The organism is Micromonospora sp. WMMD967 (genome assembly GCF_029626165.1).
Lineage (GTDB): Bacteria > Actinomycetota > Actinomycetes > Mycobacteriales > Micromonosporaceae > Micromonospora > Micromonospora taraxaci.
On the sequence record NZ_JARUBK010000001.1, the window covers coordinates 5002907 to 5019036 of the forward strand.

Annotated in this window: 15 protein-coding genes and 1 tRNA gene; 4 read left to right on the plus strand and 12 right to left on the minus strand. The window is 73.0% G+C overall.

Annotation, left to right across the window (positions count from 1 at the left end; genetic code table 11):
• Window position 1: 1 nt before the first annotated feature.
• Window positions 2-1174 (minus strand): PP2C family protein-serine/threonine phosphatase, encoded by a 1173-nt coding sequence (locus O7631_RS22675; RefSeq protein WP_278146070.1) that lies wholly within the window; start codon window positions 1172-1174, stop codon window positions 2-4.
• A 71-nt stretch (window positions 1175-1245) separates the two neighbouring features.
• Entirely contained in the window at window positions 1246-1992 is a 747-nt protein-coding gene (locus tag O7631_RS22680) for an SAM-dependent methyltransferase (protein WP_278146071.1), read from the minus strand.
• 118 nt (window positions 1993-2110) lie between these two features.
• Between O7631_RS22680 and O7631_RS22685 the strand changes: the two genes are divergently transcribed.
• The 3 genes from O7631_RS22685 (at window position 2111) to O7631_RS22695 (ending at window position 3750) form a co-directional block, all read left to right on the plus strand.
• Entirely contained in the window at window positions 2111-2992 is an 882-nt protein-coding gene (locus tag O7631_RS22685; RefSeq protein ID WP_278146072.1) for a universal stress protein, read from the plus strand.
• A 72-nt stretch (window positions 2993-3064) separates the two neighbouring features.
• Window positions 3065-3277, plus strand: coding sequence for a phosphatidylethanolamine-binding protein (locus O7631_RS22690; RefSeq protein WP_088989541.1), 213 nt, complete (start codon window positions 3065-3067; stop codon window positions 3275-3277).
• Window positions 3274-3750: a hypothetical protein gene (locus O7631_RS22695; protein WP_278146073.1), complete on the plus strand. Its 477-nt coding sequence runs from the start codon at window positions 3274-3276 to the stop codon at window positions 3748-3750. The genes O7631_RS22690 and O7631_RS22695 overlap by 4 nt, the downstream gene beginning before the upstream one ends.
• Here O7631_RS22695 and O7631_RS22700 read toward each other — a convergent pair whose 3' ends face one another.
• The gene (locus tag O7631_RS22700) at window positions 3751-3954 is read right to left on the minus strand and encodes a hypothetical protein (protein WP_278146074.1); all 204 of its coding nucleotides are present in this window, start codon (window positions 3952-3954) and stop codon (window positions 3751-3753) included.
• A gap of 137 nt (window positions 3955-4091) precedes the next feature.
• Here O7631_RS22700 and O7631_RS22705 point away from each other — a divergent pair, with 137 nt between their 5' ends.
• On the plus strand, window positions 4092-4742 hold the full coding sequence (locus O7631_RS22705) for a hypothetical protein (protein WP_145781713.1): 651 nt from the start codon (window positions 4092-4094) through the stop codon (window positions 4740-4742).
• A gap of 4 nt (window positions 4743-4746) precedes the next feature.
• Here the strand turns inward: O7631_RS22705 and O7631_RS22710 are convergent, their stop codons facing one another.
• The 9 genes from O7631_RS22710 to fdh form a co-directional block, all read right to left on the minus strand.
• A complete protein-coding gene (locus O7631_RS22710; protein WP_036410487.1) occupies window positions 4747-4932 on the minus strand; it encodes a hypothetical protein in 186 nt (61 codons plus the stop codon).
• 71 nt (window positions 4933-5003) lie between these two features.
• On the minus strand, window positions 5004-6281 hold the full coding sequence (locus tag O7631_RS22715; protein ID WP_278146075.1) for a hemolysin family protein: 1278 nt from the start codon (window positions 6279-6281) through the stop codon (window positions 5004-5006).
• An 80-nt stretch (window positions 6282-6361) separates the two neighbouring features.
• A complete protein-coding gene (locus O7631_RS22720) occupies window positions 6362-6559 on the minus strand; it encodes a hypothetical protein (RefSeq protein WP_088989536.1) in 198 nt (65 codons plus the stop codon).
• Window positions 6560-6602: 43 nt separating this feature from the next.
• A complete protein-coding gene (locus tag O7631_RS22725) occupies window positions 6603-8387 on the minus strand; it encodes a selenocysteine-specific translation elongation factor (protein WP_278146076.1) in 1785 nt (594 codons plus the stop codon).
• A gap of 2 nt (window positions 8388-8389) precedes the next feature.
• A complete protein-coding gene (gene selA, locus O7631_RS22730; protein ID WP_278146077.1) occupies window positions 8390-9694 on the minus strand; it encodes an L-seryl-tRNA(Sec) selenium transferase in 1305 nt (434 codons plus the stop codon).
• A gap of 22 nt (window positions 9695-9716) precedes the next feature.
• Window positions 9717-9812: transfer RNA gene (locus O7631_RS22735), tRNA-Sec, on the minus strand.
• A gap of 38 nt (window positions 9813-9850) precedes the next feature.
• Entirely contained in the window at window positions 9851-11074 is a 1224-nt protein-coding gene (gene nrfD, locus O7631_RS22740; RefSeq protein ID WP_278146078.1) for an NrfD/PsrC family molybdoenzyme membrane anchor subunit, read from the minus strand.
• Entirely contained in the window at window positions 11071-12045 is a 975-nt protein-coding gene (locus tag O7631_RS22745) for a 4Fe-4S dicluster domain-containing protein (RefSeq protein WP_278146079.1), read from the minus strand. Before O7631_RS22745 ends, nrfD begins: the two co-directional genes overlap by 4 nt.
• The gene (fdh, locus tag O7631_RS22750) at window positions 12035-15307 is read right to left on the minus strand and encodes a formate dehydrogenase (RefSeq protein ID WP_278146080.1); all 3273 of its coding nucleotides are present in this window, start codon (window positions 15305-15307) and stop codon (window positions 12035-12037) included. Before fdh ends, O7631_RS22745 begins: the two co-directional genes overlap by 11 nt.
• Window positions 15308-16130: the final 823 nt, after the last annotated feature.

Genomic DNA, 16130 nt, shown 5'->3' on the forward strand with positions numbered 1-16130 from the left:
CTCACCCGCTGCCCCGCTCGCGCGGACCCCGCCAGTCCAGACAGACAACGACGGCGTCGTCCCGCAGATCGGACTCCGCGTGGTAGGCGTGCAGCTCGCGCATCACCGTACCAACCGCTTCGGCCGCCGGCTGCAACCGCGTGGCGCGCAGGGAACGCGCCATCATGCGCTGCCCGTACGGCTCCTGACCCGGCGGCTCGGCGGCCCACACCCCGTCGCTGACCACGAAGAGGCGATCACCCGGTTCGAGGCGCAACTCCTGCAGCTCGTAGCGGGTCTCCGCGAACATCCCCAACGGCAACTGCTGGTCCAGCTTGATCTGTTCCACCACGGACCCCCGCATCCGCAGCAGGTGCGGGGAACCCGCGTCGACCGCCCGTACCTGCCCGGTGCGGGTGTCCACCTCGAGCAGCAGAGTGGCCACGTACCGCTTACCCCGGTGCTGGTAGAAGACCGTGTCCGAGGCCAACTCGGCCTGCTCCACCAGGCCACCGCCGGACCGTCGCGCGTTGCGCATCGCGTTGACGGTGACCGAGGTCAGCATCGACGCGGCCAGACCGTTGCCCTCGCCGTTGAGCACCGTCAGCGTGAGACGGTCACCGTCCAGGGACCAGTCGAAGTGGTCACCACCCACTGTGTACGCCGGCTCCAGCTGGCCGGCCAGGTCGAACGCCCGGTGCGCCACGCTGCGACCGGGCAGCAGGTCCCACTGCATCTCGGCGGCCATCGTGAGGCGCTCGCGGCGGCGTGCCCGCCGGTAACGGTCGGTCTCCCGGTCGGCCGCGCGCATCGCCACCGCGAGGGCGCCGGCGACGTCCGTGGCGCGGCCGGTGACCGCCGGACCGGGTACGTCGGGAAGCTCGATCAACAGCACACCCAGCCGCTCCCCCCACACCGTCAACGGCAGGTACAGCCGGCAGGGACCCTCGCCGTCGCGCACCGGCTGCTGGCTGCTGAAACAGCGCTGCGCCACGGTGTGACAGGCCAGGAAACCCGCCGCCGGCAGGTCCGGATCCAGCAGCGGCCACAGCCCGCTGATCCGGTAGTCGGCGACGAACACGTCGGTGCGCAGCGCACCCATCGTCGACCGGATCACCCGGTCCGCCGCCTCCGCCAGTTGGTCGGGCGGGGCGTCGCGCAGTGCGCGCGACACCACGTCCGGCACGTCCACCATGGTCGTCCTCTCGAGAAGCTTGCTACAGGGCAAGCATCATACGGACGCCCCCGGACGTCACATCCGCGCGGTCAGTCGCCGCCCCGGGCCGCGAGCACGCCGTGGAACGCGTCGGGCACCCGCGCCGGCGGACCCTCCGGCCGCCACTCGGTGACGGGGACGATCCCGTCCGCCGTCGGCGCCCACCGACCCAGCAGGGGCGCGAACGCCTCCGGTGGACGCATCCGGAACTGCGGGCCCATCATCGCCAGGGCCTGCGGATAACCCGCCAGCTCCTCGGTGTCGAAGTCCACGGCGAGCAGGCTGCCCGGGGCCGCGGCGGCGTACAACTCGTCGAGCGTACGGGTCAACGTCTCGTCGTCGAGGAACGCGGCGAGGCCCAGGAAGACCACCCCGACCGGCCGTCGACCCCAACCGGGCACGAACCGGTGCAACTGGGCCGGGTCGATCGTGCCGATGTCGGTCGCGTCACCGAAGCCGTAGCCGGCCCGGTCGCTGCCGGCGAGGATGCTCTGCCCCAGCCGGATGGTGACCGGGTCGACGTCGGTGTAGAGCACCGTCGCGTCGGTGACGATCTCGTGCACGTTGCCCCGCGTGGGCACCCCCGCGCCGAACACCAGGAAACCGTCCACCCCCTGCTCGGCCATCGCCCGCACCGCCCGGCCCAGGAACGCCCGCAGCTCCCGGAACACCGGAGCGCACGGCCCGTACGCCTGCTCGAACGCGCTCGCGGCGGCCACGTCGACCGGGAAGTGGTGCTCCCCACCGAGCCAAAAGTCGATCATCCGCGCGGTGCTCGGCTGGTCCGGTTCACCCATCGACGACGCCCCCTCCCCGGCCGGTCGTCGCCAGCGTACCGACCCCGACGCGCTCCGCGGTATCGCGACGCGGAGGCGTCTGAGCCCGCGATACTGACCGCGGGCGGGAGGTGGGGCGGTGAACTCGGCGAACAACGCTGCCGTGGTGGTCGGCGTGGACGGTTCGGAGCCGGCGCTGCGGGCCGTACGCCTCGCCGCCGCCGAGGCCGCGCGACGGCACCGACCGCTACGGGTCGTGCACGGGTTCATCTGGCCGCTGCTGCACGTGCCGGTCTCCCCCGCCCCGGGGGCGCCGCCCGGGGGTGGGCTACGCCACCGGGCCGAGGAACTGGTCACGGCAGCGGTGGCCGAGGCCGAGGCGACAGCGCCCGGGCTGACGATCTCCGGTGAGATCATCGACGGCGAGGCGACCGCCGTGCTGGTGGGTGAGTCCACCACCGCCGCGCTCATCGTGCTCGGCGACCGTGGCCTGGGCGGCTTCTCGGCGCTGGTGGTCGGCTCGGTCGCCGTGCAGGTCGCCGCGTACGCCGACTGTCCGGTGCTGGTGGCCCGCGGCGCGCAACGGCCCGACGAGCCGGTGCTGGCCGCGGTGGACGGCTCGGAGGCCTCCCGCGTCGCGGCCGACTTCGCCGCGGAGACCGCCGTGTCCCGCGGTGTGCCACTGGTGGCGATGCACGCCTACCGGCATCCCGGCAGCAGCGGCCCCGGCGACATGCAACCCCTGGTGTACGACGAGGCGACACTGCACGGCGAACAGGAGCGGATGCTCGCCGGCTGGCTGACCGGGCTGACCGAGCGCCACCCGACGGTGCGGCTGACCTGCCGGGCGGTACGCGGACGAACGGGCACCGTGCTCGCCGACGCGTCCCGCTCCGCCCAACTGGTGGTGGTGGGTGGACAGGGGCGCGGCGAGGTGACCGGGTTGCTGCTGGGGTCGGTGAGCCAGTCCCTGCTGCACCACGCGCAGTGCCCGGTGGCCGTGGTCCGCGCGCCCCACTGACGCGGGGTTGGCGCGCCGGCAGACGGGTAGACGGCCGCGGTACGCCCAGACCGCCGACGAAGGAGGCAGCAGATGCCAGGACCACGGCCGGGCAGTAACGCGTACGACAAGCAGCGGGCGCGGTTGCGCAACGCGATCGACGACTCCGGACGCCGGGTGCCCGACGGCAAGGCCAACCAGGTCGCGAACCGGATCCTGCAGGAGGATCGCGGCCAACGAGGCGTGGTACGGGGCGACCGCACGTACGGGCCGAAGAGTGAGCGCGAACCGGGCGACCCGAAGTGAGAACTGTCGACGTGGCCGACGGCGCCATCGCTGGCGCCGTCGGGAGCACCGCGTTGAACGTGGTGAGTTACCTCGACATGGCGCTTCGGGGGCGACCGGAGAGCGATGTCCCGCAGGAGACCGTCGACAAGCTGGCCGGGTACGCCCACCTGGATCTGGGGTCCGGGGACCGGAGGGCCAACCGCCGCTCCGGTCTCGGGCCCCTGATCGGTTACGGGCTGGGTATCGCCGCGGGTGTCGCGTTCGCCCTCTACGCCGGTGATCGGCGTCAACCACTGCCGGTGGCCACCGGCCTGCTCGGCGCCGGTGTGATGACCATGACGGACGGGTCGATCACCGCGCTGGGGCTCAGCGACCCGCGCACCTGGCGGCGCTCCGACTGGATCTCCGACATCGTTCCGCACCTCGCGTACGGACTGGCGGCCGCCGCCACCTGGAACAGGTTGCGGCGGCCGTCCGGTCGCGGCCGCTGATCAGCGGGTGTCGCTGTCGTCCTCGGCCACCGGCTCACCGGCCGGGCCGTATGGCGACACCTGCCCCTTGGGCACCGGTCGACCGGCGTCGCCGCGCGACGTACCACGGTTGGCCGGGTGCCCGCCCGGGGCGGGGCCCTTGTTGTCCTGGCTGGTCGCGCCCAGCGCGTTGCGGCGGAGCTCCTGCTGCTGCGGGTTCGTCACGGGGTGTCTCCCTTCCGGGTACGGCAGGCGGCATCGACCGCCTCCACCGCCGGCATACCCGCCCGCCCCGTGGGCATTCCGGCCCCGGAGCGTCGGCGGGGCGGCTAGCCGCTTCCAAACGGGGTATCAGGGGTGGTGTGGGCAACGACCGAACGGTGGTGCGGGTCCTGCTGGACCGGCGCGGCCGCACGTACGCGGAGGAGGCCGGGATCCGGCTCTCCGACCGACCGGGACCGCTGTACCAGTTGCTGGTGCTGACCACCCTGCTGAGCACCCGGATCCGGGCGTGTGTGGCGGTGGACGCCGCGCGGGAGCTGTTCGCGGCGGGCTACCGCACGCCCCAGGCGATGGAGGCGGCCAGTTGGCAGCAGCGCGTCGACGCGCTGGGTCGGGGTCACTACCGCCGCTACGACGAGCGCACGGCCACCATGCTCGGCACCGGCGCCCGGCTGTGCCTGGACCGTTGGCACGGTGACCTGCGACGGCTGCACCGCGAGGCCAAGGGTGACCCGGTCGGCCTGCGCCGGCGGCTCACGGAGTTCCCCGGCATCGGTCCCACCGGCGCGGACATCTACCTGCGCGAAGCCCAGACGGTCTGGTCGGACGTGCGCCCGTACGCCGACCGTCGGGCCCTGGCCGGGGCGAAGCGGTTGGGTCTGCCGGGGTCCCCGGACCGGCTGGCCGGGCTCGTCGACGAACCGGACTTCGGCCGTCTCGCCTCGGCGCTGGTACGGGTGGCGCTCGGCGAGGAGTCGGCCGGCGAGGTCACCCGCGTCGCCGCCCGTTGAGCGCTCACTTCACCGTCTTGTCTCCCGGACGGGTCAGGTGCCACACCAGCAGGGCGGCGAGCAGTGCCAGGACCACCACCCCGCCGGAGATGCCACGGCCCTCCTCCGGGCTGCGGCCGGCGCTACCGAAGTAGATCACCGCGAGGCCGGCCAGCACCGTGACGAACGTACGCAACCCTCGGTCCTTCACGTTCGCACGGTAACCCGGCTCATCCGGCTTTCATCCACATTCGGGGGTTTTGTCGCCTGGTCGGGTGACGGTCAGCGATCGCTGACGAACCCGCGCAACCGCACCCGACGAACGGCCCGGTCGGCGACCTCCACGACCTCCAGGGTCAACCCGGGCAGGCGCACCGTCTCCCCCGCCTCACCGGGCAGGTGCCGCAGCCGGGCCAGCACCAACCCCGCCACCGTCGTGTAGTCGCGGGACAACGGGAAACTGAGCCGCACCCCCAGGTCCGGCAGGTCGTGCAGGGGAAAGTCACCGGGCACCAGCAGGGACCCGTCCGGTTCCCGGACGACGCCGTGCACGTCCCGGTCGGTCTCGTCGTACAACTCGCCGACCACCTCGGCCAACAGGTCCTCCATGGTGACCATGCCGTCGATGCCGCCGTGTTCGTCGACCACCAGGGCCAGTTGCTGGTGTTGCTGCCGGAGCTGCCGCAGCGCGTCGGCGACCGGCAGGGTCACCGGGAGCAGCAGCGGCGACCGGACCCGCTCGCCCACCGAGGCGGTGCCGGCCTGCACCAGGTCACGGATGTGCACCACGCCGAGCACCTCGTCCAGCCCTCCGGGACCGGTGACCGGGGCGCGGGACCGCCCGGTGGCGGCGAGTCGGCGAACCCCCTCGTCCGCGCCGAGGTCGGCCGGCAACGTCGTCACCTCCCGCCGGGCCACCAGGATCTCCCGCAGCGTGCGACCGGCGATGTCGAACGCGCCGGTCAGGATCTCCCGCTGCTGGGCGGACAGCCCGCGCTGGCTGGCCAGCATCTCCCGCAACTCCTCCTCGGTCATCTCCTCCCGGTTGGCCCGCGGGTCGCCCCCGGCCAGTCGGACGACAGCGTCGGTGGCCCGGCTGAGCAGCCACACCGCCGGCCGGGAAACGCGGGCGAGCAGATCCAGCGGACCGGCGCTCAGCAGCGCCCACCGCTCGGCCCGCTGCATGGCCAGCCGCTTCGGGGCCAACTCGCCGAGCACCAGCGTGACGAACGTCAACAGCACCGTCACCAGCAGCACCGCGGCGGGACGGGCCGCGCCGCCGAGGAACCCCAGCGGGCCGACCAGCGGCTCGGACAGCGACACCGCGGCCGCCGCCGACGCGAGGAAACCCGCCAGGGTGATACCGAGCTGGATGGTGGCCAGGTAGCGGTTCGGGTCACGGGACAGCTGCACCAACCGGTCGCCGGAACGGCTGCGCCGACCCAACCGCCGCAACTGCCCCTCGCGCAACGTCACCAGCGCCATCTCACTGCCGGACAGCGCGGCGTTGACCAGCACGAGGACGGCCACCAGCGCCAACTGCCCGAGCTGGCCACCCATCGCGTACTCCCGTCCGCCGCCTGCTGTCACTCAACCGCAGCGAGGCGCGGCGCGGGCCCGGTTTGCGAGCGCGCCCCCGCTCAGTCGACCTCGAGGTCGTCCAGCGAGATGGAGTGGGTCATCAGCCACCGGGCCAACGCCGACATCCCGAACAGCCACAGCGGCACGGACTCCGTGGGCCCGTTGGTGGCGTAGATGGCGAAGCGCAGGTCCGGCGCGCGGTACGCCTCGATCCGCCACTGGTGCTGCCGGTCCCGCCAGACCGCGGAAGGGTCCATGGCGTCACCGTAGGTGACCGTCACCGACCTCGGGGCCGGTTGCTCAGGTGACGACGATCCGGGCGTCGTCGGGCAGTCGTCGGGTCGCGCCGCGACGGTCCAGCAACTCCAGCAGGGGCACCGCCACCCGACGGGTGGTGTCCAACGCCTGCCGCGCCGCGGAGAGCGTGAACGGCTGCGGCAGCCCCGCCAGCACCCGGACCGCGCCGTCGAGCGCGTCGGGCAGCAGCACCACGTTGTCGGCCAGCCGCAGCAGGGCGCCGGCCCGTACCGCGGCGCCGATCTCCCGGGGGCCCAGACCCAGGTCGACGAGGCGGTCCGCCTCGGGGGCCCGGAACGGCCGGTCGCCGTACTCGGCGCGGACCCGCTGCACGGCCCGGGCCACCGGCTCCGGCAACGCGTCGACGCCCGCCGTCCCGACCCGCCCGGCGTGGATCCGCAGTGGCGGCCGGACCAGCGCCTCGACCAGCACCCGGTCGGGCAGGGCGAGACGCTGGCGCAGCGCGTCCACCGGCATCCCGGGCTCCAACGGGTGGTCCCGGGCGTAGCGGGCAACCTCGTCGGTCACCTGCTCGCCGAGGCGCTGCCAGTGGGCCGGGTCGGCCAACCAGTCGCCGGCCACCGGCGCCGTCCACGCTGGGCTGTCCCGCCCGGGGCCGGCAGGCACCGGCACACCCATCCGGATCAACGTGCCGGTCCGGACCAGCCGACGGCGGCGCAACTCCCCGGCCAGGTCCGGACGACCGTCCAGCTCCGCCAGGACCTGCGCGCGGGCGGCGGCGGCACCCCGGCGGGCCAGCGGCGGCGGCGCCACGTCCAGCACCCGTACCCCACCCGTCACGTGGTGGCGGCCCGGGTCACGCAGCAGCGCCCGGTCACCCACCAGCAGCGGCAACGGACGGGCCAACCGCAGCCGTACGGTGTCCGGGCCGAGCGGCCGGACGCGTACCGGCACCGCCGCCGACCCGACGTGCAGGGTGAGGGTGGCCGGCAGGTCGGCCGCGGGGTCGCCGGTGAGTCGCACGTCGACGAGGTCGGTGTGGTGAAAGCGGCCCGGGGTGAGCAGCGCGTCGCCCCGGCCGAGCCGGTCGCGGGGCGTGCCGCGCAGGTTGACAGCCACCCGGGCCACCGCCGGCACCTCCGGTCGGGCCTCCCCCAGGGAGTGCAGGCCGCGTACCCGGACCGGATCGTCGGCCCCGGCCACCTCCAACTCGTCGCCCACCCGCAGCCGCCCAGCGCCGAGGGTGCCGGTGACCACGGTGCCGCTGCCCCGCACCGTGAAGCTGCGGTCCACCCAGAGACGCACCGGGTCGTCCACCGCGGGGGCGGGCACCCGGGCGGCGAGGCCGTCCAGCGCGGTCCGCAGCTCCGGCAGGCCCGCGCTGGTCAGGCCACTGACCGCGACCGCCGGCACCGCGCCGAGGCTGGTGGCGGCGATCTCGGCCCGGGCGCGTGCCGTGGCCGGCCCCGGGTCGGCCAGGTCCGCGCGGGTCACCGCCAGCAGGCCGTACGCGACACCGAGCGCGTCGAGCGCGGCCAGGTGCTCGGCGGACTGCGGCATCCAGCCCTCGTCGGCGGCCACGACGATCAGCGCCGCCGGCACCGGGCCGACGCCGGCGAGCATGTTCGGCACGAACCGCTCGTGCCCGGGTACGTCGACGAAGGCGACAGTGCCGCCGGACGGCAGCGTCGTCCACGCGAAACCCAGGTCGATGGTCATCCCCCGGCGGCGCTCCTCGGCCCACCGGTCGGGTTCCATCCCGGTCAACGCCCGGACCAGTGTCGACTTGCCGTGGTCGACGTGTCCGGCGGTGGCGACGACGAACACTGTCAGTCGTCCCCGGGTACGCGCAGCACTGCCGCCCGGACCGCCTCGTCGGCCTCCTCGGGCACGCACCGCAGGTCGAGCAGGAGCCGACCCCGGACCACCCGCCCGAGCACCGGCTGCTCGCCGATGCGCAGCGGCCCCGCGTACCGTTCGGGCAGGCTCAGCGCCCACGAGTCCAGCTCGACACCCGGTGCTCCGCCACCACCGACCACCGCGACGGCCGGCACCACCTCCGCCTTGCGGCCGTCCGCGCCGAGCCGGTCGCGCAGCCGCTCCACCCGATTGCGCAGCGCACCCGGGTCGGCGTGCAGCGCGCCCCGGGTCGGTGTGTCCGGCTGGTGCACCGTCGCGGCCAGCGCGGCCAGGGTGAGCTTGTCCACCCGCAACGCCCGGGCCAGCGGGTGACGGCGCAGCTTCTCGACCAGTTCGACGGCACCGAGCAGCAGGCCCGCCTGCGGGCCGCCGAGCAGCTTGTCGCCGCTGGCCGTGACCAGCGCGGCGCCGGCGCGCAGGGTGGTGGCCGCGTCCGGTTCGTCGGGCAGCAGCGGATCCGCGGTGAGCAGGCCGGAGCCGATGTCGGCCACCACCGGCACGCCGAGGGTGGCCAGTTGCCGCACCGGGGTCGCCGAGGTGAAGCCGGTGACCTGGAAGTTCGACGGGTGCACCTTGAGCACGAAGCCGGTCTGCGGGCCGAGCGCCGCGGCGTAGTCGGCGAGTGTGGTGCGGTTGGTGGTGCCCACCTCCCGCAACCGCGCCCCGGTGCTCTCCAGCAGGTCGGGGAGCCGGAACCCGTCGCCGATCTCGACCAGCTCACCCCGGCTGACGACGATCTCCCGGCCGGCCGCCAACGCGGTGGCCGCCAGCACCAACGCGGCGGCGCCGTTGTTGACCACGTGCACGCCGCCCGCGTCGGGCACGGCAGCCGCCAGCGCGTCGAGGGCGTCGCGGCCGCGACGGGCCCGCCGGCCGGTGGTCAGGTCCAGCTCCACGTCGGTGTGCCCGGCGGCGGCGACCACCGCGGAGACCGCGGCGGCGGACAGCGGGGCCCGGCCCAGGTTGGTGTGCAGCACGACGCCTGTCGCGTTGAGCACCACGCGGGGCCCGGCCGCGGGCAGCGCGGCGACCGCCGCGTCGCGTGCCTCGTCGGGGCGAAGCTCACCACGGCGGACCCGCTCCTGGGCGCGGGCGACGACCGCCTTGACCCGGTCCCGGCCGAGCGTCGCGCTGGCGGCGGCCAGCCGGGGATCGGCGAGCAGCGTGTCGGTGCGGGGCACCCGCCGTCGCGGGTCCGTCGGCCCGTCGCCCATGACGTCATCTCCTGCACTGGTTTGGCGGAGACGGACGGGAATCGAACCCGCCTGGCCCGGGTCCCGGACCACACCGGTTTTGAAGACCGGGAGGGGCACCAGCCGCCTGAACGCCTCCACCGGACATTCGATCACAGCACGGGCACGACCGCCCGGTCAGGTGGAAGTTCCGCCACCGCTCCGCCGCGCTTCCACCCGCTCGCGTTGCGGCACCACCGTGTACCGGGGGTCACGGGCCGAGGCGACACCGCCGTAGAAGATGCCGAACCGGGTCGCCACCGACGCGGCCAGCAACGCCACACCGGACAGTCCGCTGACCACCCGACTGCGCCGGCCGAGCAGCGCACCGGCGACACCGCCGGCGGTGAGCAGCCGACCGGCGCGCAGCAGCCGACCGGGACGGCCCAGCCGGTAGGGCTCACTGAGCAGACCGAGGCGGGTCTCCACCCGGTGCGCGCCGTACAACTCCAGGGCCGCGCCGGCCACCGCCATCCGCCGGGCCGGCCCGGCCTGGACCGGCGGCGCGGCGAGCAGACCCACACCCGCGCCGCTGGCCAGCGCGCTGCCCGCGAAGATGACCGGCAACTCGGGGTACGCCTCGTGCCACGACGGAACCGCCGTGTCGGCCAGCAACACCCCGGTGTACGTGGCCAGCGCGGGCGCGGCACCGGCGGCGAGCAGCCCTGCGGCGTGCCCGACCGACGGCAACGCCCGACCGGCCAGCCCGAGCAGGCCGTGGCGCGGCAGCACACCGGCGGCCTCGGCGATAGCGGCGACACCGGCGGCCGGCCCGTAGGCGGTGAGGATCCAGGTGCCCATCGACATCGGCGAGGTCGGCTTCGCCACCCGCAGCATGTGGTGGAACCGCGCCGGGCGGCCCAGGTCCTTGACGAGGAACACGGCGCTGGCGCTGACGGCGGCCAGCGCGGTGACCCGACCGGCACGCCGCAGCGCCGGCCGGCCGGTGAGCTGCCCACCCGCCGCGAGCAGCGACGATCCGGCCGCCAGCCCGCCGGTGAACAGGTACGCGGCGATGTCCCACTTCCAGACCGGACCCTTGAGGATGGGCCGACCGTAGTACGACGTGAACTCGGCCTCCGGTACCCGCAGCTCCTCGCCGCCGCGCCCGCCGCGTCGGCGGCCCGTGCGTCGACCGGGCTGGTCGGCGGAGGTCCCCTGCGGTCGGGAATCCCGGTGCCGCGCGGCGATCTCCTGCGGCGGGGCGGTCGCGTGCGGACGGTGGTCGTCGGCACCCGTCGGCACGCCGTCGGCCCCGGCCTCCGGCCCTGCCGCGACGCCCGGTCGGTCGGCGCCATCGGCGGCCAGCCGGTCGCGGAAGCGACGGAACAGGTCACCCACCTCGGGGCGCTGGGGACTCACGAGGAACCTCCGAGGAACGCGGCGACGGTGGCCGCCGCCATGGCGAGAGCCGCGAGACCGGCGTGTTTCCACATGGCAGGCAGGTCCCGGGTGGTCACGACCGGGTCCGGTGGCAGACCGTACACCTCCGGCTCGTCCAGCAGCAGGAAGAACGCCCCGTCACCACCGACGCCGTCGTTCGGGTCGTGCCCGTACAACCGGGCCTCCAACACCCCCCGTTCGTGCAGGGTGTTCACCCGGGCGGCGGCCCGATCCCGCAGCTCGTCCAGCGGCCCGTACTGGATTGACTCCGTCGGACACGCCTGCGCGCACGCGGGGGTCATGCCGGCACCCAACCGGTCGTAGCACAACGTGCACTTCCACGCCCGACCATCACCCTTACGCTGATCGATCACCCCGTACGGGCAGGCGGAAATGCAGTACCCACACCCGTTGCAGATGTCCTCCTGCACCACCACCGTCCCGAATTCCGTCCGGAACAACGACCCCGTCGGACACACATCCAGACACGCCGCGTGCGTGCAGTGCTTGCACACGTCCGACATCATCAACCACCGGAAATCCGTCCGCCCCTCAGCACCGCTGCCCCGACCCGGCGGCTGCGCACCCGGCATCCCCAGGAACTGCGGCCCCGCGCCCGCATCGACCGACATCTGCGGGCCGACGTTCACCGGATCACCGAGCACGTCGGCCGACGACGGGTGCTGCCCGGCCGGGCGGGGCTGCTCGACGAACGCCACGTGCCGCCACGAGTTCGCGGTCAACGCACCCGTGTTGTCGTACGACATACCGAGCAGGTCCAGGCCGCTCTCCGGCACACCGTTCCACTCCTTGCAGGCCACCTCACACGCCTTGCAACCGATGCAGACACTCGTGTCGGTGAAGAACCCCATCCGCGGCGGCGCGTTCTCATAACCCGCATCGGGCGCCGGGTCCAGCGGACCGTACAGGCTGTTCGGGTCAGGAAGCACCGTGCTCCTTCCCCTCGTCGTCGGTGGTGACCGCCGGGGCATTATGGCCCGGGGTGATTCCGGCGCGCCGCTGGTAGTCGGCGACCAGGTCCAGCAACGCCGGGCCGGTCGGACGACGGCCGGGCCGCACGTCGCAGGTGCCGACCTTGCTCTCCTGGATCAGCACGTTCGGATCCAGGCTGATGCCGAACAGGTCGTTGGCCGAGTCGCCGGTCACCAGACCCTCGAAACCGAAGTGGTACGGCAACCACACCTGGTGGATGATCCGGTCGTCCACCCGCAACGGGGTGAGCCGGTCCGTCACCAACACCCTCGCCTCGATCACCGCCCGCCCGCTCACCAGGTGCGCCCAGCCCAGATGCGTCAGACCGGCCTCGGTGGCGAGGGCCGGGGACACCTCGACGAACATCTCCGGCTGCAACTCCGCCAGCGGCGACACCATCCGGCTCATCGCGCCAGCGGTGTGGTGCTCGGTGAGCCGGCTGACCGTGAAGACGTACGGGAACACCTGATCGTGCTCCTGTGGTGGGCTTGGGTTCACCGAGTTCACCGGATGCGCGTACATCTTGCGGGTCGGGTTGGCCTGCTGCCCGTAGAGCGGGTTACGCACCGGCGACTCCACCGGCTCGTAGTGCGTCGGCAACGGGCCGTCCAGCACACCGCTCGGCGCGTACAGCCAGCCCTTGCCGTCGCCCTGCATGACGAACGGGTCGTCACCGGCGATGCCTTCCGGCCCGGACGCGCCGGCAGGCGGCCGGTACGACGGCGGTTTGGTCTTCTCGAAGTCCGGCACGTCGTAGCCGGTCCACTCGCCCTTCTCCGCGTCCCACCACACGTAGCGCTTGCGCTCGGACCACGGGTTGCCGTCCGGGTCGGCGGAGGCACGGTTGTAGAGGATGCGCCGGTTCGCCGGCCACGCCCAACCCCACTCGGCGGCCACCCAGTCCTGTTCGTGTCGGGACCTGCGCCGGGCCGCCTGGTTGACGCCGTCCGCGTACACCCCGGTGTAGATCCAGCAGCCGACGGCGGTGGAACCGTCCGCGCGGGCCTCCGCGAAGCTGGACAGTGGACGGCCGGTCGTCACGTCGTACCCGTTGATCTCCCGCAGCACCGCCTCGGCGCTCGGCTCCGCGTGCGGACCGTGCGTCGGGTAGTCCCAGGCGAGGTCGAGCAGCGCCCGGTCCCGCGGCAGCGGTGAGTCGGCCAGCTTCTCCCGCAGCTTGAGCCCGAGGTGGTAGAAGAACCACAACTCGGAGCGGGCGTCACCTGGCGGCTCGACGGCCTTCTCCCGCCACTGCAACAACCGCTGCGTCTGGGTGAACGTGCCCTCCTTCTCCACGTGCGAGGCGGCGGGCAGGAAGAACACCTCGGTGCGGCACTCCTCCGGCACGATCTCACCGGTGGCCACCTCGGGGCCGTTCTGCCAGAACGTGGCACTTTCGATCATGAACAGGTCCCGGACGACCAACCAGTCCAGGTTGGCCATGCCCAGCCGCTGGGCGCGACCGTGCGCCGAGCCGACCGCCGGGTTCTGACCGAGCAGGAAGTACCCCTTGATCTTCCCGTCGATCATGTTGAGCACCTGCTGGTACGTGCCGTGGTCCCCGGTCAACCGGGGCAGGTAGCCGTAGCAGAAGTCGTTCTCCGGCGTCGCCGCGTCACCCCAGTACGCCTTCAACAGGCTGGCCGCGAACGACCGCGCGTTGCCCCAGAAACCCTTCTGCCCCGGGTGCCGGATGCTGTCCACCCACTCGTCGAAGGTCGGGTGGTCGGCGTGGTGCGGCATCGGCAGGTAACCGGGCAGCAGGTTGAACAGGGTCGGGATGTCGGTGGAGCCCTGGATGCTGGCATGCCCCCGCAGGGCCATCACCCCGCCACCCGGGCGACCCATGTTGCCGAGCAACAGCTGGATGATCGCGCCCGTGCGGATGTACTGCACACCCACACTGTGCTGCGTCCACCCCACCGAGTAGATCAGCATGCCGGTGCGCTCCCGGCCGGAGTTCGCCGTCCACGCCCGGGCCAACTCCAGGAACTGCTCCCGCGGGATGCCGCAGACCCGCTCCACCATCTCCGGTGTGTAGCGGGCGAAGTGGCGCTTGAGGATCTGGTAGACGCACCGCGGGTGCTGCAACGTCTCGTCCCGCCGGGTCTGCCCGCCGACCTCCGCGCCGTGCGACTCGTGTTCCAGGCCGGCGGCGGTGTCCCGCTCCTTCGCGGTGTGTCCGCTGCCCGACGAGTCCTCGTGCCCCTCGTACTGCCAGCTGTCCTGCACGTAGGTGCCGGTCTCCGGGTCGAAGCCGGAGAAGAAACCGTCGCCGTCCTCGGTGTCGCTGAACTCCTCGCTGACGATCGTCGCGGCGTTGGTGTACGACAGCACGTACTCCCGGAAGTCCAAACCGTTGTCCAGGATGTACCGCACCACACCGCCGAGCAGCGCGATGTCGGTGCCCGCCCGGATCGGCAGGTACGCGTCAGCGACAGCGCTGGTCCGGGTGAACCGCGGGTCGACGTGGAACACCTTCGCGCCGCGACGCTTGGCCTCCATCACCCACTGGAAACCCACCGGGTGCGCCTCGGCCATGTTCGAACCCTGGATGACGATGACGTCAGCGTTGGCGATGTCCTGCTGGAAATCCGTCGCACCGCCACGACCGAAGCTGGCCCCCAGACCGGGGACGGTGGCGGAGTGTCAAATACGGGCCTGGTTCTCGATCTGGAGCGCCCCCATCGCGGTGAACAACTTCTTGATGAGGTAGTTCTCCTCGTTGTCCAGCGTCGCCCCACCCAGACTGGAGAAACCCAGCGTCCGGTTGAGCGGCCGGCCCTGCGTGTCGACGTCCTCCCAGGTCTGCTCGCGCGCGGCGAGCATCCGGTCGGCGATCATGTCGAGCGCGGTGTCGAGCTCCAGATCCTCCCACTGCGTCGAGTACGGACGGCGGTAACGAACCGTCGTCTGCCGCAACGGGCTCGTCACCAGACTCTTACTGGCCGAACCCTTCGGGCAGAGCCGACCCCGCGAGATCGGGCTGTCCGGGTCTCCCTCGATCTGGCTGACCTGCCCGTCCTTGACGAACACCCGCTGCCCACAACCCACAGCGCAGTACGGACAGATCGAACGAGCCACACTGTCGGCGTCCTCGGTACGAGCGGTGAGCGCACGGGACCCCGCCGACTTCGCCGCCGCGCCCCGGCCCAGCGGATCGGTGCCGGTGAGCTGCCGGTAGACCGGCCAACCCTCGATGAAGGTCCGCAGCCCCATACCCGACACCCCCTCCCACGCGAGCGACCACATGAACATAGGCCAGTTGAGACATGTTCGCGAGTTAAGGCCCTTGCCAGACAGCGCCGCCCCCGGCCTTTGGGTCGGGGGCGGCGCTGGTGTCGGTGTGCAGGTCGCCTCTCGGCGAGTGGCACGACGCGGCTCCAGCCGAACGGTATTCCGCGAGGGCAATATAGGTGAGGCCCGGGGACACTGAGTCACACCGACACCCTCCACAACCAGCCCGCCCCCGACCTTGTTCCCGGCATGCCGCCCTGGCTGCGCCGGGGGCGGGCCGGGCGCGTCGGCCGTGCTTTGCCCGCCGGGCGGCGCGGGCCCACCGGGCGGCGCGGGCCCACCGTTCGTGCTTGGTCGCCGGCCGGGCGCAGGCTCGCCGGGCGCGCTTTGCCCACCGGGCGCGCTTTGCCCACCGGGCAGCGCGGGCCCGCCGTTTGGCTGCCTGCCTGTCGCTGGCTGGCAGCCACCTGACGCCACACGACCGAGCGCCCCGAACTGTCTGACCGCCGCCGTATCACCGCACGACCATCCGGCCCCGGGCCGGGCCGGGCCGGGCCGAAGCGCGGCAGCCGCACGGTTCCAGCACCCAGAACCGCGAGATCTTGGACAGTTTCCGTTCAGCGAGAACGGAAACTGTCCAAGATCTCGGAGTGGATGTGCCGCCACCCGCGCCCGCGCGGCGGCGGCGGCGGTGCGCGGCGTTGGCGGTGCTCGCTGGTGGCGGTGCCACCGCCTTTGCGTGTTGGCGGTGCTCTGTGGTGGATATGCCGCTGGCCGGCACCCGGGTGGGGTGCCGGCCAGCAGT

Coding starts and splice junctions, on each gene's coding strand:
- O7631_RS22675 (WP_278146070.1), bottom strand. CDS start 1,174: ATGGTGGACGTGCCGGACGTGGTGTCGCGCGCACTGCGCGACGCCCCG.
- O7631_RS22680 (WP_278146071.1), bottom strand. CDS start 1,992: ATGGGTGAACCGGACCAGCCGAGCACCGCGCGGATGATCGACTTTTGG.
- O7631_RS22690 (WP_088989541.1), top strand. CDS start 3,065: ATGCCAGGACCACGGCCGGGCAGTAACGCGTACGACAAGCAGCGGGCG.
- O7631_RS22715 (WP_278146075.1), bottom strand. CDS start 6,281: ATGGGTGGCCAGCTCGGGCAGTTGGCGCTGGTGGCCGTCCTCGTGCTG.
- O7631_RS22720 (WP_088989536.1), bottom strand. CDS start 6,559: ATGGACCCTTCCGCGGTCTGGCGGGACCGGCAGCACCAGTGGCGGATC.
- selA (WP_278146077.1), bottom strand. CDS start 9,694: ATGGGCGACGGGCCGACGGACCCGCGACGGCGGGTGCCCCGCACCGAC.